Source organism: Micromonospora sp. CNB394, from assembly GCF_000374985.1.
Taxonomy (GTDB): Bacteria; Actinomycetota; Actinomycetes; order Mycobacteriales; family Micromonosporaceae; genus Micromonospora; species Micromonospora marina.
The window spans coordinates 44975-71473 of record NZ_KB895828.1; the positions used below are offsets into that span (position 1 = coordinate 44975).

24 protein-coding genes, 1 tRNA gene and 1 pseudogene are annotated in these 26499 nt (G+C 72.5%); 6 read left to right on the forward strand and 20 right to left on the reverse strand.

The window, feature by feature from the left end:
* Positions 1-48 precede the first annotated feature (48 nt).
* The 10 genes from C569_RS0107470 to C569_RS0107515 form a co-directional block, all read right to left on the reverse strand.
* Positions 49-801 (reverse strand): amino acid ABC transporter ATP-binding protein, encoded by a 753-nt coding sequence (locus tag C569_RS0107470; protein WP_196806696.1) that lies wholly within the window; start codon positions 799-801, stop codon positions 49-51.
* A gap of 53 nt (positions 802-854) precedes the next feature.
* Positions 855-1832, reverse strand: a complete 978-nt coding sequence (locus C569_RS0107475; RefSeq protein WP_018785172.1) for an amino acid ABC transporter permease — start codon at positions 1830-1832, stop codon at positions 855-857.
* Between the two features lie 4 nt (positions 1833-1836).
* Complete coding sequence (locus C569_RS0107480; protein ID WP_018785173.1) at positions 1837-2742, reverse strand: ABC transporter substrate-binding protein; 906 nt, start codon at positions 2740-2742, stop codon at positions 1837-1839.
* Between the two features lie 33 nt (positions 2743-2775).
* Entirely contained in the window at positions 2776-3486 is a 711-nt protein-coding gene (locus C569_RS0107485) for an ABC transporter ATP-binding protein (RefSeq protein WP_018785174.1), read from the reverse strand.
* A complete protein-coding gene (locus tag C569_RS0107490) occupies positions 3476-4321 on the reverse strand; it encodes an ABC transporter ATP-binding protein (protein ID WP_018785175.1) in 846 nt (281 codons plus the stop codon). Before C569_RS0107490 ends, C569_RS0107485 begins: the two co-directional genes overlap by 11 nt.
* Entirely contained in the window at positions 4314-5453 is a 1140-nt protein-coding gene (locus tag C569_RS0107495; protein ID WP_018785176.1) for a branched-chain amino acid ABC transporter permease, read from the reverse strand. Before C569_RS0107495 ends, C569_RS0107490 begins: the two co-directional genes overlap by 8 nt.
* Positions 5450-6400, reverse strand: coding sequence for a branched-chain amino acid ABC transporter permease (locus C569_RS0107500; protein ID WP_018785177.1), 951 nt, complete (start codon positions 6398-6400; stop codon positions 5450-5452). Before C569_RS0107500 ends, C569_RS0107495 begins: the two co-directional genes overlap by 4 nt.
* 106 nt (positions 6401-6506) lie before the next feature.
* The gene (locus C569_RS0107505; RefSeq protein ID WP_026267821.1) at positions 6507-7667 is read right to left on the reverse strand and encodes a branched-chain amino acid ABC transporter substrate-binding protein; all 1161 of its coding nucleotides are present in this window, start codon (positions 7665-7667) and stop codon (positions 6507-6509) included.
* 257 nt (positions 7668-7924) lie between these two features.
* The gene (locus C569_RS0107510; RefSeq protein WP_026267822.1) at positions 7925-9142 is read right to left on the reverse strand and encodes a hypothetical protein; all 1218 of its coding nucleotides are present in this window, start codon (positions 9140-9142) and stop codon (positions 7925-7927) included.
* 37 nt (positions 9143-9179) lie between these two features.
* Positions 9180-9800, reverse strand: a complete 621-nt coding sequence (locus tag C569_RS0107515) for an ANTAR domain-containing response regulator (protein ID WP_026267823.1) — start codon at positions 9798-9800, stop codon at positions 9180-9182.
* Positions 9801-9904: 104 nt separating this feature from the next.
* Between C569_RS0107515 and C569_RS0107520 the strand changes: the two genes are divergently transcribed.
* Together C569_RS0107520 and C569_RS0107525 are read left to right on the forward strand one after the other, a co-directional pair.
* Positions 9905-9977: transfer RNA gene (locus tag C569_RS0107520), tRNA-Leu, on the forward strand.
* 213 nt (positions 9978-10190) lie between these two features.
* The gene (locus C569_RS0107525; protein WP_231394738.1) at positions 10191-10763 is read left to right on the forward strand and encodes a hypothetical protein; all 573 of its coding nucleotides are present in this window, start codon (positions 10191-10193) and stop codon (positions 10761-10763) included.
* A gap of 6 nt (positions 10764-10769) precedes the next feature.
* Here the strand turns inward: C569_RS0107525 and C569_RS0107530 are convergent, their stop codons facing one another.
* The gene (locus tag C569_RS0107530) at positions 10770-11945 is read right to left on the reverse strand and encodes a PLP-dependent aspartate aminotransferase family protein (protein WP_018785181.1); all 1176 of its coding nucleotides are present in this window, start codon (positions 11943-11945) and stop codon (positions 10770-10772) included.
* An 83-nt stretch (positions 11946-12028) separates the two neighbouring features.
* Here C569_RS0107530 and C569_RS0107535 point away from each other — a divergent pair, with 83 nt between their 5' ends.
* Positions 12029-12508 (forward strand): Lrp/AsnC family transcriptional regulator, encoded by a 480-nt coding sequence (locus C569_RS0107535; RefSeq protein ID WP_018785182.1) that lies wholly within the window; start codon positions 12029-12031, stop codon positions 12506-12508.
* A gap of 46 nt (positions 12509-12554) precedes the next feature.
* Positions 12555-13580, forward strand: a complete 1026-nt coding sequence (locus C569_RS0107540; protein WP_231394739.1) for an LLM class flavin-dependent oxidoreductase — start codon at positions 12555-12557, stop codon at positions 13578-13580.
* 218 nt (positions 13581-13798) lie between these two features.
* Here the strand turns inward: C569_RS0107540 and C569_RS0107545 are convergent, their stop codons facing one another.
* The 5 genes from C569_RS0107545 to C569_RS0107565 form a co-directional block, all read right to left on the reverse strand.
* Positions 13799-14785: a sulfite exporter TauE/SafE family protein gene (locus tag C569_RS0107545; RefSeq protein WP_018785184.1), complete on the reverse strand. Its 987-nt coding sequence runs from the start codon at positions 14783-14785 to the stop codon at positions 13799-13801.
* A gap of 111 nt (positions 14786-14896) precedes the next feature.
* On the reverse strand, positions 14897-15367 hold the full coding sequence (locus C569_RS0107550; RefSeq protein WP_018785185.1) for an Rrf2 family transcriptional regulator: 471 nt from the start codon (positions 15365-15367) through the stop codon (positions 14897-14899).
* Between the two features lie 70 nt (positions 15368-15437).
* Positions 15438-16322: an acyl-CoA thioesterase II gene (locus C569_RS0107555; protein ID WP_026267826.1), complete on the reverse strand. Its 885-nt coding sequence runs from the start codon at positions 16320-16322 to the stop codon at positions 15438-15440.
* Positions 16323-16377: 55 nt separating this feature from the next.
* Positions 16378-17826, reverse strand: coding sequence for a pyruvate kinase (gene pyk / locus C569_RS0107560; RefSeq protein WP_026267827.1), 1449 nt, complete (start codon positions 17824-17826; stop codon positions 16378-16380).
* 280 nt (positions 17827-18106) lie between these two features.
* Positions 18107-18472 (reverse strand): YciI family protein, encoded by a 366-nt coding sequence (locus C569_RS0107565; RefSeq protein ID WP_018785188.1) that lies wholly within the window; start codon positions 18470-18472, stop codon positions 18107-18109.
* A 194-nt stretch (positions 18473-18666) separates the two neighbouring features.
* Here C569_RS0107565 and C569_RS0107570 point away from each other — a divergent pair, with 194 nt between their 5' ends.
* Entirely contained in the window at positions 18667-20253 is a 1587-nt protein-coding gene (locus tag C569_RS0107570; RefSeq protein WP_018785189.1) for a GMC family oxidoreductase, read from the forward strand.
* Positions 20254-20322: 69 nt separating this feature from the next.
* On the opposite strand, the pseudogene C569_RS0107575 reads toward C569_RS0107570, so the two are convergent.
* From C569_RS0107575 to C569_RS0107590, 4 genes and pseudogenes are all read right to left on the reverse strand, one after another.
* Positions 20323-20997: pseudogene (locus C569_RS0107575) on the reverse strand (lipase family alpha/beta hydrolase); the annotation flags it as partial.
* 88 nt (positions 20998-21085) lie between these two features.
* Positions 21086-21349, reverse strand: a complete 264-nt coding sequence (locus C569_RS0107580) for a DUF6244 family protein (RefSeq protein WP_018785191.1) — start codon at positions 21347-21349, stop codon at positions 21086-21088.
* 152 nt (positions 21350-21501) lie between these two features.
* On the reverse strand, positions 21502-22281 hold the full coding sequence (locus C569_RS0107585) for a hypothetical protein (protein WP_018785192.1): 780 nt from the start codon (positions 22279-22281) through the stop codon (positions 21502-21504).
* Between the two features lie 55 nt (positions 22282-22336).
* Entirely contained in the window at positions 22337-24853 is a 2517-nt protein-coding gene (locus C569_RS0107590; RefSeq protein ID WP_018785193.1) for an FtsK/SpoIIIE domain-containing protein, read from the reverse strand.
* 183 nt (positions 24854-25036) lie between these two features.
* Between C569_RS0107590 and C569_RS0107595 the strand changes: the two genes are divergently transcribed.
* The gene (locus C569_RS0107595; protein ID WP_018785194.1) at positions 25037-26449 is read left to right on the forward strand and encodes an alkaline phosphatase PhoX; all 1413 of its coding nucleotides are present in this window, start codon (positions 25037-25039) and stop codon (positions 26447-26449) included.
* Positions 26450-26499: the final 50 nt, after the last annotated feature.

The following is a 26499-nucleotide window of genomic DNA, read 5'->3' on the forward strand; positions in this document are numbered from 1 at the left end:
CGACAACTCCGGCCTCCGGTGCGGCGCGCGCCGCACCGGAGGCCGAGGTCAGAGAACCTTGGCCAGGAACGCCTTGGTCCGCTCGTGCTGGGGCGCCGAGATCACCTCGCGCGGGTCGCCCTGCTCGACCACCACGCCGCCGTCCATGAACACGAGGTGGTCGCCCACCTCCCGGGCGAAACCGATCTCGTGGGTCACCACGATCATCGTCATGCCGTCGCGGGCCAGGTCCTTCATCGTGTCCAGCACCTCGCCCACCAGCTCCGGGTCGAGCGCGCTGGTCGGCTCGTCGAACAGCATCAGCTTCGGCCGCATGGCCAGCGCCCGGGCGATCGCCACCCGCTGCTGCTGGCCGCCGGAGAGCTGACCGGGGTACGCGCCGAGCTTGTCCCCCAGCCCCACCCGGTCCAGCAGCTGTGCGGCGTGCTCCCGGGCCTGCGCCTTCTTGGCCTGGCGCAGCAGCACCGGCGCCTCGGTGACGTTCTGGAGCACCGTCATGTGCGGGAACAGGTTGAACCGCTGGAACACCATGCCGATGGCGCGGCGCTGCGCAGCCACCTCCTTGTCCCGCATCTCGTAGAGCTTGCCGCCGCGCTCCCGGTAGCCGATCAGGTCGCCGTCCACCCGGATCCGGCCGGCGTCGATCTTCTCCAGGTGGTTGATGCAGCGCAGGAACGTCGACTTGCCGGAGCCGGAGGGCCCGAGCAGGCAGCACACCTCGCCGGAGCGGACCTCCAGGTCGATGCCCTTGAGCACCTCCAGCGGCCCGAACGACTTGTGCACCTGCTCGGCCCGCACCATCAGCCCGGACTCGGCCGACGGTGCGGTGGTCTGCGCGGGCACGATCAGCTCGGTCACTTCACCACCCCCGCGCCGCCGCCGGTCTCGGCCGTCATACCCCGCAGCTTCAGCCGGGCCCGGCCGCTCACGCCGTAGCCCTTGCCGAAGTGGCGTTCCAGGTAGTACTGGCCGACCAGCAGGATGCTGGTCAGGAACAGGTACCACAGGCACGCCGCGACGTACATCGGAAAGATCTGGAACGTCCGTTTGCCGACCGCGTCGAGCTGGAAGAACAGCTCCACGCTCACCGGCACGTAGAGCAACAGGGACGTGTCCTTGAGCATGGCGATGGTCTCGTTGCCGGTCGGCGGGATGATCACCCGCATCGCTTGCGGCAGCACCACCCGGCGAAGCAACTGGGCGCGGCTCAGGCCGAGCGCCTGGGCGGCCTCGGTCTGGCCGGGATCGACCGACTGGATGCCGGCCCGGACGATCTCCGCCATGTATGCGGCCTCGGAGAGCGCGAGGCCGAGCAGGCCGGCCATGAACCCGGTCAGGATGTCCCGGGAGGAGAAACCGAACAGCCGCAGTTGCAGGTTGTCGATGCCGAACAGCTGGCCGATCTGGGTGTCGAACGGCACCCCGAACTCGACCCGGCTCCACAGGATGCCGATGTTGCCGAAGACGGCCAGCAGCACCAGCCGGGGCACCGCCCGGAAGAACCAGGTGTAGAGCCAGGCCACGCCGCGCAGGATCGGGTTGTCCGACAGCCGCATCACCGCGATCACCACGCCGAGCGTGACGCCGATCAGCATTGCGCTGACGGTCATCAGCACGGTGCCGCGAAGCAGGCCCTCGATGATCGGCGGCCGGAACATCTTGTCGACCATGAAGGACCAGTTGAAGGCCTCGTTTGTGACCAGCAGGTGGACGAACATCGCGGCCAGGACGGATAGCACCGCCACCGCGACCCATCGTCCGGGGTGCCGCACGGGCACGGCCTTGATCGGTTCCGGCCGTGCCCGTGCGGTTGTCGCTTCCTCGGTGGTCATGTCGTCACGGGTTGATCGCGGGGTCCGTGATCGCGCCGTCTCCCACCTTCCACTTGTCGAGCACCTGCTTGTAGGAGCCGTCGGCGATCACGGCCTTGGTCGCGTCGCGCACCGCCTCGGCCAGCTGCGTCTGCTCCTTGCCCAGTACGTAGCCGTACGGCGCCGCTTCGTACTGCTTGTCCAGCAGTTCCAGGGCGTCGTTGGACTGCGTCACCGCGTACACGCCGACCGGGTAGTCGGCCAGCATCGCGTCGTCCTTGCCGGACACGACGGCGGCGGTGGCGGCGTCCTGACCCGGGAACTGGTCGATGGTGATCGCCGGCTTGCCCGCATCGGTGCACGCCTTGGACCGCTTCTGGATGTCCTCGACCTGGACCGTGTCCTTCTGCACCGCGATCTTCTTGCCGCAGGCGTTGTCCAGCGCGACCCCGGCCGGGTTGCCCTTCTTGGTCACCCACTGCGTGCCGACCTGGAAGTAGCTGACCATGTTCGCCTGGGCCTTGCGATCGTCGTTGATGGTGAACGACGAGACGCCCGCCTCGTACTTGCCCGAGTTGACGCCGTTGATGATGTCGCCGAAGGGCGCCGAGACGAATTCCGCCTTGAGGCCCAGCTTGGCCGCCACCGCGGTGAACAGTTCGACGTCGAAGCCGATCACGGTCTTACCGTCGGTGTCCAGGAACTCCGCCGGGGCGTAGGTGGAGTCGGTGCCCACCACGATCTTGCCGTCCGACTTGATCGCGTCCGGGACCTTCGCGGCCAGCGCGGCGTCGACCGACGACGAGACGCTGGGGCCGCCACCGGGCTGCGTGGTGCTCTCCTCCTCGCCGCACGCGGCGAGGGAGAGCAGCAGGACGGCCGCACCGGCGACGCCGAGCGCCGCCCGCCGTCCGGGGTTGGGGTGGAACATGGCTGTACTCCTAGGGTGCGAGGGGTCGGTCGGTCAGGCCACGCCGAGGTATGCCTCTTTGACCGAGGGGTCGTGCAGCAGGTCCGTGCCGGTGCCGCTCTTGACGATCCGGCCGGTCTCCAGCACGTACGCCCGGTGGGCGCGCGCCAGCGCCTGCTGGGCGTTCTGCTCCACCAGCAGGATGGTGGTGCCCTGCTGGTTGATCTCCGTGATGATCGTGAAGATCTGCTGGATCAGCATCGGCGCGAGACCCATCGACGGCTCGTCGAGCAGCAGCAGCTTCGGCCGGCTCATCAGCGCCCGGCCGACCGCGAGCATCTGCTGCTCGCCGCCGGAGAGCGTGCCGCCGGCCTGCTTGCGCCGCTCGGCCAGCCGCGGGAACAGGTCCAGCACCCGGGCCAGGTCCTGGGCGATACCGGCCTTGTCGCGCCGGGTGTACGCGCCCATGTCCAGGTTCTCCAGCACCGACATACCGGGGAAGATGCCCCGGCCCTCGGGTGCCTGGCACAGCCCGCGCCGGACCCGCAGGTCGGCCCGGAGCTTGGTGATGTCCTCACCGGCGAACTTGATCGTGCCGGAGGCGACCGGCCGGATGCCGGAGATCGCCCGCATGGTGGTGGACTTGCCGGCGCCGTTCGCGCCGATCAGCGCGACGATCTCCCCCTCGTCCACGGTCAGGCTGATGCCGTGCAGCGCCTGGATCCGCCCGTAGAGCAGGCTCACGTCCTCGATCTCAAGCAGCATCGTCCGGCACCCCCAGGTACGCCGCGACCACCTTCGGGTTGTCCCGCACCTCGGCGGGCAGCCCTTCGGCGATCTTCTTTCCGAACTCCAGGACCACGATCCGGTCGGTCACGCCCATCACCAGGCGCATGTCGTGCTCGATCAGCAGCACCGTGACGCCCTGATCCCGGATCTGCCGGATGAGCTGGAGCAGCTCCTCCTTCTCCGCCGGGTTGAAGCCGGCGGCCGGCTCGTCCAGGCAGAGCAGCGCCGGGTCGGTGGCCAGCGCGCGGGCGATCTCCAGCCGCCGCTGCTCGCCGTAGGACAGGTTGCGGGCGAACTCGTGCATCCGGTTGCTGATGCCGACGAACTCCAGCAGGCGCTCGGCCTTCTCCCGGCCCTCGCGCTCCTCCTTCCAGTGCCGCGGCAGGCGCAGCAGCGCGGAGATCACGCTCGTCTTGTGGTGCGCGTCCGCGCCCACCTGGACGTTCTCCAGCGCGGTCATCTCCGGGAAGAGGCGGATGTTCTGGAACGTACGGGCCATGCCCATCCGGGTGATCTGGTGGCGCTTCTTGCCACTGATCTTCTGGCCCCGGAACCGGATCTGCCCCTCGGTGGGCTGGTAGATGCCGGTCATCGCGTTGAAGCAGGTGGTCTTGCCGGCGCCGTTCGGGCCGATCAGCCCGAGGATCTCACCCTTGTAGAGGGTGAAGTCCACGTCGTTGAGGGCCACCACGCCGCCGAAGCGCAGCGTGACGTGGTCGACCTCCAGCAACGGCTCCCGCTCGTCGACCGTCTCGACGGCGGGGGCCGCCGCCTGGGCCGGAACGGCCGGGGTCTGCTCGGTGTCACTCACCGACGATCACCTCCTTGCGGCGGTCCTTGAACTCCGCCGCCCGTCGCCGGTTCGGGATCAGGCCCTGCGGCCGGAAGATCATCATTACCACGAGCACCAGACCGAAGAAGAGGAACCGGTACTCGTACAGCTCCACGCCGAACAGCTCGATGCCGCGGAACCGCTCGATCATGTACGCCACCAGGCCGCCACCGACGATCGCGCCGACGATGTTGCCCGAGCCGCCGAAGATGACAGCGGCCAGGATGATGATCGAGTTGAGCAGCTCGAAGTTCTGCGAGTTGACGAAGTTCTGCTTACCGGCGAACAACGCGCCGGCCAGGCCGGCGATGGCCGCGCCGGAGGCGAACGCCCACAGCTTGAACTTGAACGTCGGCACGCCCATCAGCTGGGCCGCGTCCTCGTCCTCTCGGATCGAGATCCAGGCCCGGCCGACGCGGCTGTGGGTCAGGTTCCGCACCCCGATCACGACCAGGATGATCAGCGTGAGCACCAGCCAGTAGTACGGGCGGGCGTCGAGCACGCCGAACCACGGCCGGCCGTCGGCGTACTCGCCGGGCGGGTGCGGGATCTGGTTGAAGCCGCGCTGTCCCTTGAGGAACTCGGAGCTGACCGCCGCGATCCGGATCATCTCGGCGAAGCCGAGCGTCACCAGCGCCAGGTAGTCGCCGCGCAGGCGCAGCGTCGGCGTACCGAGCATGACGCCGGAGACCATGGTCAGGGCGATCGCGATCGGCACCACCAGCAGCCACGGCCACAGCGTCTTGACGTCGCTGCTCGGCGACGTCAGCACCGCGACCGTGTACGCGCCGACGGCGAAGAAGCCGAAGTAGCCCAGGTCGAGCAGGCCGGCGAAGCCGACCACGATGTTGAGCCCGACCGCCAGCAGCACGTAGATCGAGACCGTGAACATCACCTGGGTGAAGTTCGCTCCCGGGGTCGGGATGGGCCCGAGGTACTGGTAGAACTCCTTGTTCGGCAGCGCGTAGAAGAACGCGATGACCGCGACGAGCAACACCCAGCGCACCCAACGCGGCGCGTGGTGCCAGCGCTCCGAGATCGCGTGCCGGCCCTGCCGCAGCTTGTCCGCCGCCGTCTCCCGCCGCTCCGGCGGGTCGATGGTGGTCGTCATGCGCGTGCCCTCCCCAGTGATTCGCCGAGCAGACCGGTCGGCCGGAACATCAGCAGCACGACCAGCACCGCGAACGCGGCGAAGTCCTTCCACTGACTGCCGAACAGGCCCGCGGCGTAGTTCTCCACGACGCCGAGCAGCAGGCCGCCGACGAGCGCACCGCGCAGGTTGCCGATACCGCCGAGCACCGCCGCGGTGAACGCCTTGAGGCCCAGCAGGAAGCCGACGCTGTAGGTGAGCGTCTGGATCCGCACGTCGTAGAGCAGGCCCGCGACGCCGGCCATGCTGCCACCGGCGATGAAGACCATCAGGATGATGCGGTCCTTGTTGACGCCCATCAGGGCCGCCGTGTTGGCGTCCTGGGCCACCGCGCGGATGCCACGGCCGGTACGGCTGCGGTTGATGAACTGGTCCAGCGCGAACATCATCACCAGCGCGGAACCGACGGTCAGCAGCTGCACCGCGTCGATCGGCACCCCGGCGATGTGGAACAGCGGCTTCGAGCTGACCAGGATGGGCGCGCCCTCCGGCAGGCGGCGGGTGTAGACGCCGAACGCCTCGGAGATGGCGATCGACGCACCGATGGCGGTGATGAGGAACGCCAGCGGCGGCGCGTTGCGCTTGCGCAGCGGCCGGTACGCGACCCGCTCGATCACCGTGGCGGTCCCCGCCGAGGCGATGGCCGCCACGATCATCGCCACCAGCAGGTAGAACAGGATCGAGCCGATGCCGCTGACCTGCGAGTTCTGGTCGAGCCCGAAGCCGTTCCAGGTCCAGATCGCGGCGAACGCGCCGGCGATGAAGACCTCGGAGTGGGCGAAGTTGATGAGCCTTAGCACGCCGTACACGAGCGTGTAGCCGAGCGCGACCAGGGCGTAGATGGCGCCCTGCGTCAAGCCGGTCGTGGTGAGTTCTCCGAAGTTGGAGAACAATCCGTCGAAGTCCAAGGGAGGGACGCTCCGTCGCTCAAGAGAAAAAGAGGGTGCGGCCGGGAGCCAGCTCCCGGCCGCACCCGCGATCACTACTCAAATCGCCAGTCCAGCGATCGACCGATCAGGACTTGGGGATCTCCTGGTCCGGGACGACCTTGCCGCCCTGCACCTTGAACGCCCAGACCTTGACCTGCGCCGGGTCGAGCTCGCCGCCCTCGACGAACTTGTAGCTGGCGGCCACGCCCTCGCCGCTGTAGCCCTTCACGAACTCCAGCAGGTCGGCGCGGGTGGTCTTGCCGTCCTTGATGCCCGCCAGCAGGATGTTCGCCGCGTCGTAGGCGGTGTCGCTGTAGGTGCCCGGGTCGGTGCCGTTGAGCGCCTTGAAGTCGGCGGCGAAGGTGCCGCGGGCCTCGGTGGACGGCTGGCACGGGCAGGTGAGGATGGTGCCCTCGGCGGCGGCCGCACCGGCGGAGGTGATGTACGCGCCGTCGTTCACGCCGTCACCGGCGACCAGCGGAGCGGTGACCCCGGCAGCGGTGAGCTGCTTACGGATCAGGCCGGCCTCCTGGTAGTAGCCGCCGTAGAAGACCGCCTTGACGTTGGCGGCCTTGACCTTGGTGATCACACCGGAGAACTCGGTCTGCTTGCCCTCGCCCTGGACCTTGTCGCTGCCCACGACCGAGGCGCCGAGGACCTTCTTGACCTCGTCGGCCAGGCCGGCGCCGTACGCGGACTGGTCGTCGATGACGTAGACCCGGTCGGCCTTCATCACGTTCTTGATGTAGTTACCGGCGGCGGGGCCCTGGCTCAGGTCGTTGCCGACCGCGCGGAAGAAGGTCTTCCAGCCCTGCTCGGCGAGGCTGGGACGGGTCGCGGAGGGGGTGATGGTGACCAGGCCCGCCTCGTTGAACAGCGGACCGGCGGCCTCGGACTCGCCCGAGTAGGCCGGACCCACGACACCCAGGATCTTGGTGTCGTCGATCGCCTTCTGGGCCAGACCCGGAGCCTGGTCCGGGCTGCCCTGCGAGTCGAGCTCGGCGAGCTCGACCGTGCAGTCCGGGTTCTCCTTGTTGTACTTGTCGACGGCCAGCTTGACGCCGTTCTTCTCGTTGATGCCCAGCGCGGCCGAGCTACCGGTCAGCGCGCCGAAGAAAGCGATCTTGCTCCCGCAGGCGCTGCCCCCGGAACCCTCATCGTCGCTGCCGCTGGAACAAGCGGTGCCACCGGCGACGAGCGCCAGCATGGCGACCCCGCCGATCACGCGTGCGAGCTTCTGCCTCAAGGCCCGAACCCTCCTCCGTCCATGATCCGAACCACCCGCCGCTGATTGGCCCTTGCGGGGTGGACGAACCAAGACCGTCGTCGCCGGTCTGGGGCGGGACGTTATCCCACCGCGAGCGGTGGCGTAAGACCTGTAAAGCCGGGTTGACCGAACCGTTACACGCCGTGGCGGATTCAAGCCGATCGCCGTAAGAACCGTAGGCGCGGCAGGGCTTTCACCGAATATTCCTCGGTAACGGGCCATGCCCTCTTCACCCGCTACCGATCGACGACTGACAACGCCCCCCACCAGGCACGGGACGCCTTCCCGTCATCGACGACCATGAGCATCCCGTCGTCGCGAACGGCCACCGCCAGCGCGGCGTCACCCCCGTCCGGCGCCGGCACCGGCGTGATCACCGGAAGCCACGACGCGCCGCCGTCGCCCGACATCCAGAGCCGTCGCGAAGCGCCGTCGCCGGTCACCGCGACGAGCCGCCCACCGGAGGCCGCGAGCGCATCCACCGACGACACCCCGGGGCCCGCCGAGCCGAACCCGCCGACCCGCCGCCACCCCTGCCCCGTACCGGCCGAGCCGCCGGACGACGGCCCGCAGCCGTCGCACGCGCGCCACACCGCGAACCGGTCACCCACCGGACCGGCCGCCACCGGACCGCCGTCGGCAGCCACCACCCGCTCCGCCGCCCCGGCGGCCCCCGCCGGCACCGGCAGAGCCACCCGCCGCCACACCCGGCCGTCGGCCGAGAACCAGGAGAGCGGCGTCCGGGCCGTCGCGCCGGGCGGCAGCAGCGACCCCACCACCAGCCAGCCCGGCCCCACCGCCGTCACGTCGTACGCCGCCGTCCGGCCCCGGCCGTCACCGGCCAGCTCCGCGACCCCCTCGCGCAGGACGAACCCCTCCGCGTCCGGCGACGACCACACCGCCGCACCGTCCGCGCGCGCCCCGGCGACCAGCCAGCCGCCCGGCCCCGCCGCCAGCCGCGACGCGCTCACCGCGCGCGGGCCGCCGAACAACTCGAACGCCGCCGGCACCTCCCGCAACGGCCCACCAGGACGCCACACCCACGTTCCGGTACGCGGATTGCCGTGCACGCCACCGGTCTTCGCACCCAGTGCGGCCATCCCGTCGTCGCGGCAGGCCACCGCGTAGAGCACGTGCTGGCGGCCGTAGAACGTCTGCGCGCGCACCGAAATCGGCGACCAGGTCACGCCGTCCGATGAGGACCACGCCGCCGGTCGGGTCTCCCCCGCCGGATCGACCAGCCCGCCCACCACGTACCACCGGCCGCCGCACCGCGTCGCGTCGCGCGGCACCGGCCGTCCGTTGGCGCCGGCGGGCAGGACCAGCTCCACGGGCTGCCACCGCGGGCTCACCGGCGCGGGCTGCGGCAGCGGTCGCGGGGTGGCGTGGCACGCCGCCAGCAGCAGCGCGGCGGCAGCGGCGACGAGGACCGGCCGGACGCGCGCGGGAGACATGGATCCGATCCTATCGATCGGACGCCTTCCGGGCGGGTCAGGACGCGGGCTGCTCCACCTCGCCGCCGGCGGTCTCGGCGAGGATCCGCTCGGCGACCTCCTTCATGGTCATCCGGTGGTCCATCGCGGTGCGCTGGATCCACTTGAACGCCTGCGGCTCGCTCATCCCGTACGTGGTCATCAGCGCGCCCTTGGCACGCTCGACGGTCTTGCGGATCTCCAGCCGGTCGGTGAGACCGGCCACCTCCGACTCCAGCGCGGCGATCTCCGAGTAGCGGGACAGCGCGATCTCCACCGCCGGCACCAGGTCGCTCTTCTGGAACGGCTTGACCAGGTAGGCCATCGCGCCCGCCGCGCGCGCCCGCTCCACCAGGTCACGCTGACTGAACGCGGTCAGGATGATCACCGGGGCGATCCGCGCGCCGGCGATCCGCTCGGCGGCGGCCAGCCCGTCCATGATCGGCATCTTGATGTCGAGGATGACGAGATCCGGCTTGAGCTCCTCGGCGAGCTTGACGGCGGTCTCGCCGTCACCGGCCTCGCCGGCCACCTCATAGCCCTCTTCGACGAGCATCTCGGCCAGGTCCAGCCGGATGAGCGCCTCGTCCTCGGCGATCAGAACGCGCTTGCGCTCGGCGTCCGCCTGCATCTCGCCCACGAGCCACTCCCACCGGTTCGAGCCCGACACCCGCCGTGCCGGGTGTCGCCGCCCCTAGCCTAGTAGGTAACCTATGGCTCGACGCGAGAGCGTGGCGTGAGCTCGTCCCCGTATTCCAATGGCAGAGAAGCGGAGCTCAAACCTCCGACAGTGTGGGTTCGAATCCCACCGGGGACACCCGAACTTGTCATACAGGCGTTCGACAATGCCTCTGTGCACTCGACCGTCCTTCGGGCACGAGCCCGTGAACTTCGTTCCAGGGGTGGCAGCATCCAGTCTGTCGCCCGGGCATTGTCGCTCCCCTACACGACCGTCTGGCACTGGTGCGTCGATCGCCCCGAGCGAGCAGTCGTAGGCACCGCCGCGCGTTGCTTCCGCTGCCAGAAGGGGGTGACGCATCCGCCGGACCCAGCTGCTTATGCATACCTGCTCGGCCTCTATCTGGGTGACGGGCACCTCGCAGTTACCCCGAAGGTGCCTGTTCTCCGCATCGCTTGCACCAGCACCTATCCGGATCTGGTCGACGCATGCGCCGAGGCGATGCTCGCCACGCTAGCTCTGAAGGTACAGCGGATCCCGAAAAAGGGCTGCATCTCGGTCGAAAGCAGCGGTCAGCATTGGCCATGCCTATTTCCGCAGCACGGGCCGGGCAAGAAGCACAAGCGCCCGATCGTCCTGGCCGACTGGCAGCGGGCCATCGTCGAGGCTCACCCGGGCGACTTCCTGCGCGGCCTGTTCCACTCTGACGGCTGTCGCTTCGCCAACCGGGTCGTGGTGCGCGGAAAGGAGTACGTCTATCCCCGCTATATGTTCTCCAACCGCTCCGCCGACATCATGGCGCTCTGTCAGTGGGCCCTCGACCTGCTCGGGATCGCATGGCGGATGAATCTGCCGTGGTCCCTGTCAGTCGCCCGCCGGGAGGCGGTCGCCGTGCTGGACCAACACGTCGGCCCGAAGTCCTGAGCAGCCTCAAATCCGCGACAACGCCCGCGCGAGATCCGCCCGCAGGTCCTCCGGGTCCTCCAGGCCGACCGAGACCCGCAGCAGCCCGCCGCAGGGCTTGGCGTCGCCCTCGACCGGCCGGTGGGTGAGCGAAGCCGGGTGCTGGATCAGCGTGTCGACGCCGCCGAGCGACACCGCGTGCGTGATCAGCTCGCAGGCGCCGGCGACCTCGGCCGCGGCGGGCGCGCCGCCGCGTACCTCGAAGGCGAGCAGGCTGCCGGTGCCGGACATCTGACGGCCGACCAGCCCGGCCGGGTCGTGCAGCGACGGGTGGTGGACGCGCTCGACGGCGGGGTGCCCGGCGAGCCAGGCGGCGAGTTTCTCCGCGCCGGCCTGCTGGGCGCGGACGCGCAGCGGGAGGGTCTGGATGCCGCGGTGCAGCAGGTACGCGCCGAGCGGGTGCAGGACGGCGCCGGTGACGGCGCGGACCTGGCGCAGCCGGGCGGCCCACTCGGATGCGCAGGCGACGACGCCGGCGAGGACGTCGCCGTGGCCGCCGATGCTCTTGGTGGCGCTGTGCAGCACGAGCGCGGCACCGTGGCGGGCGGGCTGCTGGAGCACCGGCGTGGCGACTGTGTTGTCGACGAGCAGCGGGACGTCACCGGCGGCGTCGGCGAGCGCGGCGATGTCGACCAGGTCCAGGCTGGGGTTGGCCGGCGTCTCGACCACGACCAGGGCGGTGTCGGGGCGGATCGCGGCGGCCACGTCGGCGGTGGTGGCCCAGGTGACTGTGGTGCCGAGCAGCCCGGTGGCGAGGACGTGGTCGGTGCCGCCGTAGAGCGGGCGGACGGCGACGACGTGCCGCTTGCCGTCGCGGGTGGCGGCGAGCAGGGTGGCGGTGAGCGCAGCCATGCCGCTGGCGAACGCGACGGCCTCGGCGGTGCCTTCGAGCTGGGCGAGGGCGGTTTCGAACCGGGCCACCGTGGGGTTCCAGAGGCGCTGGTAGACGGCGCTGCCGCCGGCCGGGAGGGTGCCGCCGGTGGCGAGTGTCTCGTAGTCGTCACCGCCGCCGGCCACCGAGGGCAGCGGGTTGGTGGTGGACAGGTCGATCGGCGGGACGTGGACGCCGAGCCCGGCGAGGTCGGCGCGCCCGGCGTGTACGGCTGCGGTGTCCACGGAAGTCATGCCGGAAGCGTCGAACATGACGATTGCGGGAGGCAAGAGCAACGAACAAGATTCTGCGAGATCCACTTCCATCCGGCTTTCCTTCGGTGAAGGATCGTCGCATGCCTGCCGCACCGAATGATGTACGGCCGTTCGCCGGCCTGGACGACGTCGACCGCGCGATCCTCACCGAACTGGCGGCCGACGGCCGGCTGCCGAACAACGCGCTGGCCGATCGCGTCGGGGTGGCGGCGTCGACGTGCCTGACGCGTACCCGGGCGCTGCGCGAGTGCGGGGCGATCCGCGGGTTCCACGCCGAGGTGGACCCGGCGGCGGTGGGGCTGCCGTTGCAGGCGCTGGTCTCGGTGCGGCTGACCGCGCACGAGCGGGCCGCCGTGGACGCGTTCCGGGCCCGGTCGGTGCGGCTGCCCGGGGTGGTGTCGGTGTTCCACGTGGCGGGCGCGGAGGACTACGTGCTGCACGTGCGGGCCGCCTCCGGGGACGCGCTGCGGGACTTCGTCCTGGACCATCTCGCTGTCGATCCGGCGGTGCAGCACACCCAAACCAGCCTGATCTTCGAGCAGGCCCGGGGTATGGGGTAGCGCACCCGACGGAACAATTCCGGCACGTGGCCTGTTGCACCCCGCTGTGATCGACGTACCCGTGTCTGTTCTTGATCTTGCCCCGGTGGCGGCGACCGGCAACGCCGGTGAGGCGCTGCGGTACACCACGGAGCTGGCCCGCCGCACCGAGGAGCTGGGCTACCGCCGGTTCTGGGTGGCCGAGCACCACAACATGCCCGCCATCGCGAGTTCCGCCCCGGCGGTGCTGCTCGCGCACCTGGCGGCGAACACCAGCTCGATCCGGCTCGGCTCGGGCGGCGTGATGCTGCCCAACCACGCGCCGCTTGTGGTGGCCGAGCAGTTCGGCACGCTGGAGGCCCTGCACCCGGGCCGGATCGACCTGGGCATCGGCCGGGCGCCCGGCACCGACCAGGTGACCGCGCTGGCGCTGCGCCGCACCATGGAGGGCCTGTCCGCGGAGCACTTCCCGCGCGAGCTGGCCGACCTGATGAACTACTTCTCCGGCGCCGAGCCGGGCCCGATCACCGCGACGCCGGGCCGCGGCCAGTCGCCGCAGGTGTGGCTGCTCGGCTCCAGCGGGTTCAGCGCGCAGCTGGCCGGTCTGCTCGGGCTGCCGTTCTCGTTCGCGCACCACTTCAGCTCGCAGAACACGATCCCGGCGTTGCAGCTCTACCGGCAGAACTTCCGGCCGTCGCAGTGGCTGGACCGGCCGTACGCGATGGTGGCGGTCAACGCGGTCTGCGCGGAGACCGACGAGCGGGCCGAGTGGCTGGCCGGGCCGGCCGGGCTGTCGTTCCTGAAGCTACGGTCGGGGCGGCCGGAGCCGCTGGTCACGCCGGAGGAGGCAGCGGCGTACCCGTACTCGGAGTTCGAGCGGGAGTTCCTCGCCCAGCGCCGCGACGGCCAGGCGACCGGTTCGCCGGAAACGGTGGCCCGGCAGCTCGGTGGGTTGCTGGAGCGCACCGGCGCGGACGAGCTGATGCTCACCACGATGGTGTACGACGTGGCCGACCGGGTGCGCTCGTTCGAGCTGATCGCCGAGAAGGCGGCGGGCGGGCTGCGCCGGGAGGCTGAAACACGCTCTTCATAGCCACGTCACCGCGTCGTCGCGCGGGACGCATAACTTTGTCCTCGGTGGTGGTACGGCATTCCCGGTCGGGACGGGTCGGGAATGCTGCGGTGTGGTGCACCGGGTCGCCGGCGGAGCGGATTCCGCGGCCGGCGACCCGGTGTCTGCCGTTTCAGCGCAGGTAGACGCCGCGGAACGCCCTGCGGGTGTGGGGGCGCGCCCCGGGGAGAGCTGAGGGCTCAGCCTTCGACGGCGGCGGCGAGCTTCCGCGACTCCGCCGCCTCGGCGGACTCCCCCGGCGCCGCCGCGGCGGGCTCTCCCGCCGGAGCAGGGCCGCCGGCGAGGGCCGCGTCGACGGTGGCGCGGGCCCGGCGGGTACGGCGCAGCGCCCGCACCGCCAGCCCGACGGCGACCAGCCAGGCGGCGGCGAGCAGCACGTACACCACCACCGGCACCGAGCCGCCCACGCCGCCGGCGCTCAGCAGCGTGCGGGCGTTCGTCAGCACGATCACGCCCCCGATCACCGCGCCGAGCAGCTGGGCGGGGACGATGCGGACCAGCCAGGCCGCGATCGGCGCGGCGATCAGGCCGCCGACCAGGAGAGCGGCCACAGTGGGCAGCAGGAAACCCTCGGAGCCCAGGCCGATGAGGAAGCCGATGCTGGCCGCGCCGGCCACCACGAACTCGGAGGTGTCCACCGAGCCGATGACCTTGCGGGGTTCCATCCGGCCGGAGACCAGCAGCGCCGGGGTGGCGACCGGCCCCCAGCCACCGCCGCCGGTGGCGTCGACGAAACCGGCGACCAGGCCGAGCGGGGCGAGGAAGCGGCTGCGCAGCCGGCCGGCGGCGCGGTTGGCGCGCAGCGGCCGGGAGAAGCGCACCAGCAGGTACGCGCCGAGGGTGAACAGGATGGCGGCCATCCACGGTGCCGCCGTCTCGGTGGAGATGGAGCTGAGGAACGTCGCACCGGCGAACGCGCCGACCGCGCCCGGGAGCGCGATGCGGCCGACCACCTTCCAGTCGACGTTGCCGAACCGCCAGTGCGAGAACCCGGCGGCGAGCGTGGTGCCGATCTCGGCCAGGTGCACCGAGGCGGACGCGGCGGCCGGTGCCACGCCGGCGAACAGGAGAAGCGTCGAGGAGGTCAGCCCGTATGCCATGCCGAGCGCGCCGTCGACGAGTTGCGCGGCGAGCCCGACGAGGGCGAGGACCAGCAGCTTGCGCACGAGCGCCCCCTGACTTTTCGGTATCTCCTATCGGCTTGGTCGACAATGCGGTACGAAGGCGCCCCGGGTCAAGTCCCCCATCCGGTTGATCAGAGACGCCGGACGGTGTGGTCAGCTCCAGGCGCGCGGGTCGGCGGCCAGCTCGTTGACCCGGCCCGGCAGCGAGCCGGCGGCGACGTCGGCGATGGTGACCAGTTCGAGGATCTCCCGCTCGCTGGCCCGCAACGCGATCCAGACGTCCTGCAACGCGCGGGCCGCACCCTGGTAGCCGAGCTGTTCCGGGCGCTGCCCGCGCACGTGCGCAAGTGGACCGTCGATGACGCGGATCACCTCGGCCAGGGAGATCTCCCCGGCCGGCCGGGCCAGCCAGTAGCCGCCCTCGGGGCCACGCTGGGCGTGCACGATGCCGCCCCGGCGCAGTTGCAGCAGGATGCTCTCGAGGAACTTCGGCGGGATGTCCTGCGCACGGGCGATCTGCTCGGCGGTCACCGGCCGGCTCCGCCCGGTCGTCCCCCGGTCCGCGACCGAGGCCAGCTCAGCGGCCGCGCGGAGGGCGTAGTCGACCCGGGCGGAGAGACGCATAGGGCCAGGTTAGTCCGCTGCGGCGCGGACCGGCCCGCCGACCCGCGCCCGGACGATCACCGACCGGCGTTCAGCCGCCGACGCGCCGCAGCAGCCCCTCCTGGACGGCGCTGGCGATGTGCCGGCCGTCGGTGGTGAACATCCGGCCCGTGGCCAGGCCGCGGGCACCCGACGCGGACGGGCTCCAGCAGTCGTACAGGAACCACTCGTCGGCGCGGAACGACCTGTGGAACCACAGCGCGTGGTCGAGGCTCGCGCCGACCACGCCGCCCGGCCCCCACACCTCGCCGTGCACCGACAGCACCGAGTCCAGCAAGGTCAGGTCGGAGGCGTACGTGAGGGCGCACGCGTGCAGCAGCGGATCGTCCGGCAGCTTGCCGTCCAGGCGCATCCACACCCGCTGGTGCGGTTCGGCCGGGCGGTCGCCGGGGCGGACCCAGCCCGGCTCGCCGACGTAGCGCACGTCGATCGGGCGCGGGATCATCCCCCAGATGCCGAGCCGCTCCGGGTAGCGGGAGAGCCGGTCGGTCATGGTCGGCACGTCGTCCGGGCCGGGCACGTCCGGCGGGAGCGGGGCGTGGTGGTCCAGCCCCTCCTCCTGACGCTGGAACGACGCCGACATGAAGAAGATCGGCTTGTCGTGCTGCAACGCCACCGAGCGGCGCACCGAGAAGGAACGGCCGTCGCGGACGTTCTCCACCTGGTACTCGATCGGCTCGGCCGGGTCGCCGGGGCGCACGAAGTAGCCGTGCAACGAGTGCACGGCCCGCTCGGCGTCGACGGTCCGGCCGGCCGCGACCAGGGCCTGGCCCGCGACCTGGCCGCCGTAGACCCGCTGCGGGCCCACCGGCGGGCTCATCCCCCGGAAGGTCATCTCCCCGGTACGGGCGAGGTCGAGCACCTCCAGGAGCTGGTCGACCGCCGCCTGCCCGGTCGCCACCGCACTGTCACTCACTGCGTCACCTTCGTTCGCGACTGCGGGGCTCGCAAACCCGGCTCACTCCTCGCGCTCACTGGAGAGCCCGGGCCGAAGCGGCGTCGACCAGCGAACCGAGCTGGTGCACGCGCAGCGTGTTGGTCGAGCCGGGGGTGCCGGGCGGGCTGCCCGCCACGATCACCACGTAGTCGCCCGGGTTGGCCCGGTCGAGGCCGAGCAGCGCCTGGTCGACCTGGCGGAACATGTCGTCGGTGTGCTCGACGAACGGCATCAGGAACGTCTCGACGCCCCAGGACAGCGCGAGCTGGTTGCGTACCTCCGGCACCGGCGTGAACGCCAGCAGCGGCAGGTCGCAGTGCAGCCGGGCCAGCCGCTTGACGGTGTCACCGGTCTGCGAGAACGCGACCATGGCCTTGGCGCCGATGGCCCGGGCGATCGACGAGGCGGCGACGGTCAGCGCGCCGCCGTGCGTACGCGGATCGTGCTGCAGCCGGGGGACGGCGATCGAACCGGCCTCGGTGGTGGTGATGATCTTCGCCATGGTGCTGACGGTGAGCACCGGGTACTTGCCGACGCTGGTCTCGCCGGAGAGCATCACCGCGTCCGCGCCGTCGAGCACCGCGTTCGCCACGTCGGAGGCCTCGGCACGGGTCGGGCGGGAGTTCTCGATCATCGAGTCGAGCATCTGGGTGGCCACGATGACCGGCTTGGCGTTCTCCCGGCACAGCTGCACGGCGCGCTTCTGCACCAGCGGCACCTGGTCCAGCGGCAGTTCGACGCCGAGGTCGCCGCGGGCGACCATGACGCCGTCGAAGGAGAGCACGATCGCCTCCAGGTGGTCGACCGCCTCCGGCTTCTCGACCTTGGCCAGGACCGGGCGGCGCACGCCCTCCTCGTCCATGATCGAGTGGACGAGCTTGATGTCCTCCGGAGAGCGGACGAAGGAGAGCGCGACCAGGTCGACGCCGAGGCCGAGGGCGAAACGCAGGTCCTCGGCGTCCTTGTCGGACAGGGCCGGGACGCTCACCGCGACGTTCGGCAGCGAGACGCCCTTGTTGTTGGAGACCGGGCCGCCCTCGGTGACCAGGCACCGGATGTCGTTGCCGGTGACGTCACTGACCTCGACCGCGACCCGGCCGTCGTCGATCAGCAGCCGGTCGCCCGGCTTCACCTCCTGCGGCAACTTGCGGTAGGTGCAGGAGACCCGCTCCTTGGTGCCCGTCACCTCGTCGCCGGTGATCACGACCGAGTCGCCGGTACGCCACTCGTGCGGGCCGTCGGCGAACCGGCCGAGACGGATCTTGGGGCCCTGGAGGTCGGCGAGCACGGCGACCGGCCGGCCGGCCGCCTCAGCCGCCTCGCGGACCAGCCGGTATACCGACTCGTGGTCGGCGTGACTGCCGTGGCTGAAGTTGAGCCTCGCCACGTTCATACCGGCTTCGACAAGCCCGCGGATACGCTCCGGGGAGGCGGTTGCGGGGCCGAGAGTGCAGACGATCTTCGCGCGGCGTGTCACGCCCATCAGGCTAGTCTCTCCTCCGGATCGGCCTCCCGGCCGACCCCTTGCGGACTGCGGAACAGTTGTCCAACGACGCGCGTCAACCGCGTGGGCGGGCGGTAGGCGTACCGCACCGGAACGTCGTGTGGCGGGCATCGGCGACCGCGCGGTGAGAAATCGTACCGCTCGCCGTCACGGGCCGGCCGGGGGCAGGGCCGGGCCGCCGCGCCCGGCCGTACGGCCGTGGGCAGGCCGGGGGTACGCGGCAGCGCACGGCGCCGCCGGAGAAGGCTCGCGCGGAGCCTCAGCTCTCCGTCTTGACCAGCGGGAACTCCAGTGAGCCGGCCGGGCAGAGGAAGATGAGCACCTCGACCCGGTAGAGCCCGGCCTGCACCGCCGGGTCGGCCTCCATGACGCTGCGGACGTCGTCCACCGAGCCGGTCCGGGCCAGGCCGAAGCCGATCGGCGGGTCGGGCTCCCGGGCCGGACCGTCCACCGACCCGTCCACGAGCACGATGCCGCGCCGTTGCAGCGCCTGCATGTGCTGGAGGTGCTCGGCCTGCAACCGCTGCACGGTCTCGTCCGGCAGGGCCCGCCCCGAGGGCCCCGGGTAGAGCACGATGCACTCGTACGTGTCAAGCGCGAAGTCGAGCTGTGGCGTCGCGGCCATGCGCACCTCCTGACCCCCGTTCCGCCCAGCCTCCCACGGCGACCCGGTGCGCGGGGGCCGCTCGCCGCAACTGCCCGGTGATGCCGCCGATCCCATGGCGCCGTCGGGGCCGCCCGACCCGGACGCCCGGCCCCTTTCGCGGAATGTGATCGAGCAACTACTGTCAGAGGGATTCTCGCGAGTGGGGGTCCGCTGTGGAGGAGTTCGACTACGTCATCGTGGGGGCCGGCGCGGCGGGATGCGTGCTGGCCAACCGGCTCACCGAGGATCCGGGGACGCGGGTGCTGCTGCTGGAGGCGGGCGGCTGGGACCGCAGCCCGTACGTGCGGGTGCCGAAGGCGTTCTCCCGGCTGATGGACGACGAGCGCACCGCCTGGCACTACCCGGCCACCACCGGGCCCGGCCGCCAGGAGATCTGGCAGCGCGGGCGGATGATCGGCGGCTCGACGTCGGTCAACGGCATGATCTGGAGCCGCGGCGCGGCCCGGGACTGGGCCGCCCTGGAACCGCTGGGCTGGGGCTGGTCGGCGATGCGGACGGTGTTCCCGCAACTGGAGGACCACCCGCTCGGGCCCGCGCCGCACCGGGGCACGGGCGGACCGGTGCGGCTGTCCATCGCCACCGGCACCGACCCGCTCGCCGAGGAGATGGTGGCCACCGGCGCCGAACTGGGCTGGCGCCGGGCCGACGACCTGGACGCCCACGACGACGAGCGGATCGGCTACCCCGCCGCCACCATCCACGCCGGACGCCGGGTCAGCGCCGCGGACGCGTTCCTGCACCCGGTCCGGCGCCGGCCCAACCTGACCGTCGAGGTCGGCGCCGTCGTCCTGCGGGTGCTCGTCGAGGGCGGCCGGGCCACCGGCGTACGGGTGGCCCGGGGTGGCCGGGAGACCGAGTACCGGGCGGCCGGTGAGGTGATCCTCGCCGCTGGCGCCCTCGCCACCCCGCACCTGTTGCAGGTCTCCGGCATCGGCCCGGCGGACACGCTTCGCGCGGCCGGGGTGCCGGTGCTGCTCGACCGGCCCCGGGTCGGCGCCGGGCTGCGCGAGCACCGGTCGATGGTGCTCCAGTACCGCCTCGCCGGACCCGGCGGCCACAACATGACCATCGGCAGCCCGCTCGGGCAGGCCCGGGCGACACTGCGCTGGCTGCTCACCCGGGGCGGCCCGCTCGCCCTGCCGGTGCTGGACGTGGCGGCCCACCTCAAGTCCCGGCCGGAGCTGGAACGCCCGGACGCGCACCTGCTGATGGCGCCGTTCTCGGCCGCCCCGCCGCGCCCCGGCAGGGCGCTGGTGCTGGAACGGGAGCCGGGCGTGATGTGTCTGGGCACCGTCACCAGGCCGGACAGCGAGGGCAGCCTGACGATCACCGACGCGGACCCGCGTACGGCGCCGGCCATCGTGGCGAACTACCTGACCGCCGAGCACGACCGGCGGGTGGCGGTGGACCTGTTCCGCCGGATGCGCGAGTTCTTCGGCACCGGGCCGATCGCGAAGCGGATCAAGGCCGAGACGGTGCCCGGCCCGGCGGCCACTACCGACGCGGAGATCGTCGACGCGGCGGTGGCACGCGGATACTGCGGCTACCACGCGGTCGGCACCTGCGCGATGGGCGACGGCGACGACCACGTGGTCGACCCCGAACTGCGGGTCCGCGGCGTGGACGGGCTGCGGGTCGTCGACGCCTCGGTGCTGCCGGTGATGGTGGCCGGCTGGACCAGCGCGCCGGTGAGCGCGCTGGCCTGGCGGGCCGCCGACGTGATCAGGGACGCGGACTGACCCGCCCGGCGCCGCGCCACAGGGCCGGGCGCGCCCGGGCGCGCGCGACGGCGGGCCCGGGCACGTCCGTCAGACCGCGAAGCAGTTCGGCCGGACCGGGGCGCCCGCGAGCACCTGGCGCACCGCCGTGTACGTGGTGCCGTCCAGCACCAGCCCGAGGTGGCCGACGACCCGTAGCGGGCACCACGCCTGTACGAGGATGTTCGTGGCGCCGTCGGCGAGCACGGCGTTGTCGACCGGCCGGACCAGTTCGTCCTGCCAGGTGCGTACCGTGGCCCAGCGCACCGGGCCGGGGGTGTCGTCCCCGGCGTTGAGGTCGGCGAGGAAGCTCGACCCGATGGTCATCTGCTGGCAGGCGATCACCCCGGCGCAGCTGCCCAGCCCCAGGACGGCGAGAAGGTTCGCGACGTAGGTGCCGTACTGCGGGCTGCCCAGGCTGACGTACTGGTCGACGGTGGCCGCGCCGCCGAGGTACTTGACGTACCAGCGGCTGACCAGGCCGCCCTCGGAGTGGCCGACCAGGTCGACGCGGGCCGCGCCGGTGGTGGCGCGCACCCGGTCCACGTAGGACGACAACGCCCGGGCCGACTCGCGGATGTCGCCGAGACCGAGGCTCGGCAACTGGAAGATCGAGACCCGGTAGCCGTCGGCGCGCAACCGGGCGGCGATCGGTCCGTAGGCGATGGCGATTCCACTCAGGCCACCGACCACGACGACCGGGTCGGCGGCAGCGGCGGCGGCCCGTTGCGCTGCGGTGACGGCGGTGGCCGTGAAGTTACGCGGCGGTAACCCTTGTCGCGCCCTGCGCGCAAACCGGCATGCCGGACCGGGCTCAGTTGCCCAGCGCCTGAACCTTCGCGATGGTCTCCTGCACGTGCTGCCGGGCCGGCTCCCCGCCCTGCGCGGCCTGCGCCAGCGCCTGCCGGTAGGAGTCGATGACCCCGATCAGCGGGCCCGCCGTGGCTCCCTCCAGCGCACCCGCCACCAGCGCCCGCGCCTCAGCCGCGTCCTGCGCGGCAGCGGCGGTGCGCGCCTTGGCCTCGTCCAGCTTCCGTGCCGCCGCCGCCAGCCTGGCGATGATCTCCGCCGCGCTCACACGCCCTCCCCCAGCTCCACCCGTCCCCGCACCCTACCGTCCCACCCCACCCCACCACCTTCGCGATCTTGCACTTTCCGCCCGCCCACAAGCCACGTGTGCCGCACCGTCGGGGCCGCAACTCCATCATCGACGGAGGAAAGGGGCAGGGGTCAGCGGAGGAGGCGGAACAGGAGGAGGTAGAGGCAGAAGAAGGACGGGGAGACCAGCGCGCAGATCACGAAACCGAGCGGAACGTACCGCCCGGGCAGCGGTGCGTCACCCTCCAGCGCCGGGCGGCCCCAGCGGGCGAGCACGACCTGACCGGCCACGAAGGACAGCAGCGGCACACCCGCGCAGGACAGCGCCGCCACCAGGTCCAGCCCGGACACCGGCATCGACGAGCCCACGATCGCGATCAGCATCAGCAGCGAACCGGCGAGCGCGCAGCCCCCGTACACCGCCACCGCGCGGGCCGGCGCCGACCAGGTGGGCAGCAACACCGGCGTGCGGGCCAGCGCGTCGGCCTGCTGCCCGTACCCGTCGGCCTCCTCGGCGAGCCGGCCGGCCGCCGCCAGCTCCGCCGCCGGGTCACCGGCCCGCGGCGCCGGAACAACCCCCGAGGGGTACGCCCCGACCTCCGGCCGCCCCGGCGCGGCGGCTGCGCCGCCGGTCCCCCCGTCCCCCGGTCCGGGTGCGGGACCGGGCGCTCCCCCGCCGGCCGCCATCGCCGGTGCCGGCGCCTCCGCCGGGACCGACGTCATCGGCACGCCGATCGCCTGCCCGAGCCGGTCCAGGTGCTGCCCCTGGGCGGCGAGCCGCTGCCCGAGCGAGTCGACGGCGCTCTGCAGGCCACGGCGGCGCTCCGCCTCGGCGGCGATCTCCCGCTCCCCGCCCCGCTGCCGCGTCGACAGCTCCCGCAGCAGCGCCGCGTACTCGTCGAATCCGCTCATGTGTTGTCTTTCGTCAGCGACTGCGGGGCTCGCAAACCCGGCTCACTCCTCGCGCTCACGGGGAGCCATCACCCCCGGCGAACGGCACGATCAGCGCGGTGCGGTGCTCGTGCCGGTCGACGAGCAGAGCACGGCCGTCGCGCGGGACGTACGCGAGGTCGTGCACGCCGAGGTGCAGGCCCAGGTCGGCGGCGGGGACGTTGAGCGCGACCAGACCGGTCACGTCGTCGCGGTGCCCGCTGCCGCCGAGGTCGTCGGCGAGCCGGCGCAGCCCGCGCCACCAGCCGAGCACGTGCACGCCGCGCGCCGGGCCGTGGCGCAGCACGGCGCGCAGGTCGTCGTACCCGGATCGGAACGTCGCCGGATCGGAGGCGGCGAGCGTGGTGGCGGCGGCGTCCATCCCGAACACCACCAGGTAGGTGCGCCCGGTCGCCGGGGCGTCGCCGGTCGCGGCGTCGGCGAGCTGGGCGCGCAGCGCGCCGGCGTCGAGGCGCCGGACCGGGTGCCCGGCGGCGGCGAGCGTCATGGCCAGGTCGTCGGCGGCGTCGGTGGTGCCCGGCGCCAGTGGCGCGAACAGGAACCGGGCGGTGCCGGGGGCGTGCTGGCGGGCCAGGGCCAGGGTGGCCGACCGGAGCACGTCCGCGCCGGCCGGGGCGGTGCCGACCACTGCCAGGTGCCGGCCCGGGCTCGCGTCGAGCCCGAACCCGGCCGGGCTGCCGGGGACGTCGACCACGCGGCCGACGAGCGCGTACGGCGGGTCGGCGCCGGGCGTCAGCGCCGTCCAGGCGGGATCGTCGGTGAGCAGCGGCGTCTCGTGTCCCCGGAAGACGGCCGGCGGGCGCGACCCGGCCGGGCGGGCCGCGTGCAGTTCGTGGCGCAGTGCGGCGAGGTCGACCGAGGCGGCGTGCGCGTCGGGGAACCGCACCTCGACGTCGGAGCCGGGCACGCCCGCGCCGGTGTTCACCACGGCGGCGCCGACGGTGAGCCCGCGTGCGGCGTCGTTGCGCGGGTCCAGCACGGCGTCGCCGCCGGGCAGCGCGATACGCAGCGGGAACTGCCCGAAGATGGCCTCGGCCCGGCCGTAGAGCGCCTCGATGCCGGTGGTGCTCTGGCTCGCCAGCACCAGGTGCAGGCCGTACGAGCGGCCCTTGCGGGCCAGCTCCTCGATCAGGTCGACCGCCTGCCGGGCGAGCGCGTCGTTGCCGGCGAACAGCACGTGGAACTCGTCGACCACTGTGACGATCCGGGGTGGCCGGGCGTCGGGCGGCAGGTCCGCCAGGCGGCTGACCCCGTGCCGCTTCAGCAGGTCGGCGCGGCGGCCCAGTTCGGCGCGCAGCTCGCGCAGGACCGCCACGCCGTACTCGCGGTCGGACTCGATGCCCACCGCGTCGGCGTGCGGCAGCCAGGACGGGTCGCGGCCGGTGGGCACGAACTCGGTGAAGCTGACGCCCTCCTTGAAGTCGAGCAGCATCAGCCGCAGCTCGGCCGGGGAGTAGCGGGCGGCCAGGCCGTAGAGCACGTCGAGCAGCAGGACCGTCTTGCCGGCGCCGGTACGCCCGCCGATCAGCCAGTGCGGGGTCACGTCGTCGAACGCCACGCTCAGCGGACGGCGTCCGGCCCGGCCGAGGACGGTACGCAGCCCGGAGGCGGCGGACCCGGCCCAGCGCTGCGCCGGGAGCAGGTCGGCGAACGTGACGCCGTCCTGGACGGCGGCCTCGGCGTACCGGCGGGCCAGCGCGGTGACAGAGGCGTGCGACGGGTCGCCGTCGAGCACCACGGGCGCGGCCAACCCGCTGCCGTCGGTGCTGAACGGACGCCCGGGCGGGTCGCCGACGAGGGTGTAGCGCTCGGTGACCCGGAGCTGGGTGGTGGCGCCCAGCGGCGGCGCGGCGCCCGGCCCGGCCGGTGGATGGCCGGCCAGCAGCACGCAGACGGCAGCGGCCGGGCCGGCGTGGGTGAGCGCGGCCAGACGGGCCAGTTCCCGGGGCGGCGGCGCGGACGCGGCGACCACCACCAGCAGCTCGCGGTCCTCCGGCGCGGACCGCTGGGCGGTGCGCGCGTGCCGCTCGGCCGCGTCGAGCAGGGCCGTCGTCTCCGCCTCGGTGGTCGCCGCCGGGGCGAGCACCCCGGCGTCCTGCAGCGGGCGCAGCGGCAGGAACACCGCGCCGAAGGCGGCCTGGTCGATCCCGGCCACCCGGATCGCGCCGGCCGGCGCGGCGGTCAGCAGCCGTACCACCACCGCGCGCAGCAACTCGCCGACGCGCGGGTCACGGGCGTCCGCGTCGACCGCCAGGTGCGCGCCCGCACCCACCGGCACGAGCACCGGGAACGCGCCGTCGACTGTGGTCGCCGCGCCGAGGCGTACCGGAACGGGGTGGGTGGCGACGCGGGCGGTGCCGGGCACCGCGGCGGCCAGCTCACCGCCGAGGCGGGCCAGCCGCGCGACCAGTTCGGGGCTGCCCACCGGCGCCGGACCGGCGGCGCCCAGCAGCCGCCGGGCCGCCTCCCAGTGCCGCACCGCCCGTCGATGCCGATCGACCGCCTGCCGGTACGCCGTCGCGAGTCTGCCCACCGTCCGCCCTCCGACGTCTGCGATCGAAAGGGAACCCTAACGGACGCGCGCCGCACCGGCACGGGGCGCTCCGCACCGGGGATTCGTCAGCTGTTCACGCGCCGGCGGGCGGGCGCGCCGCCCGCCGTTCCCCCGGCCCGGCTTGCCTTCCCCCAGGCAATGTGTGCACAGGAAGGCGACGACGTGACCACCTCACCTCTTCCCCGGCGGTCCCTGCTGCGCGGCGGCGTGGCCGGCGGACTCGGCATCGTGGTGGCCGGCAGCCTGGAGGCCATCGCCGGCCCGGCCGCGGCCCGGCCCGCGTGCCGCCCCGCAGTCGGCTACGGCGACCTGGTGCCGGATCCGGCCGGTCTGCTGGCGCTGCCGCCGGGCTTCTCGTACACGGTCGTCGCACAGGCGGGCGCGACGCTGCTGGAGTCCGGGCAGCCCACCCCGAGCGACGCGGACGGCACCGGCTGCTTCCGCGGTCCGCACGGCTCGGTGCTGGTGAACAACCACGAGATCGGCGGCGAGGAGCCCTACCCGGTGCCGGCGCTGTCAGGCCTCACCTACGACCCGGGCGCCCGCGGCGGCACCACCACCATCGAGGTGGACAAGCACGGGCGGCGGCTGCGCGAGTACGTCAGCGTGGCCGGCACGCACAACAACTGCGCCGGTGGCATCACCCCGTGGGGCACGTGGCTGACCTGCGAGGAGACCGAGCAGCGGGCCGGTGGGCGGTTCCTGAAGGACCACGGGTACGTCTTCGAGGTCGACCCGCACGACCGGTCCGCCAACACCGATCCGGTGCCGCTGACGTTCCTCGGGCGGTACTCGCACGAGGCGGTGGCGGTCGACCCGTACACCCACTCGATCTACCTGACCGAGGACGCGAGCGGGCCCAACGGCCTGTACTTCCGGTGGACGCCACCGCCCGGCTTCCGGGCCGGCAAGGGCGCGCTGCGGGCGCTCGCCCAGCGGCCCGACGGCGCGACCGCCGGCAGCCTCGCCGCGATGCGCTGCCTGCGCGGCGACGGCCACGTGGCCGACCTGTCGGAGGCCACCACGCCCGGTACCCGCTACCGGGTGGAGTGGGTCGAGGTGCCCGACCGCGACGCCCGGACCGTGTCCGTGCGCAAGCAGTTCACCGATGACGAGGTGACCCGCAGCCGCAAGCTGGAGGGCGCCTGGTGGGGTGACGGCGGCGCCTACTTCGTGGCCAGCTACGCCCGGCTCGACGACGGCAGCACAAACGAGCACGACGGCCAGGTGTGGTTCTACGACCCGCGCCGGCAGACGGTGACGCTGAAGACCATCTTCGGGGTGAACACCGACCCGGAGGCCGACGACGGCAACTACGACGGGCCGGACAACATCACCGTCTCGCCGTACGGCGGGGTGATCCTGGCCGAGGACGGCGAGGGCGTGTCGCACCTGGTCGGGGTCACCGAGCAGGGCAAGGCGTACCCGCTGGCGCGCAACGAACTCAACGACAGCGAGTTCACCGGGCCGACGTTCAGCGCGGACGGGAAGACGCTGTTCGCCAACATCCAGTCGCCGGGGTACGTGTTCGCGATCACCGGCCCGTGGGGGCGGCCGAGCAACGCACACCGCTGAGGGGGCGGCCGGCGGTTCCCGGGCGGGAACCGCCGGCCGTCCGATCTGCT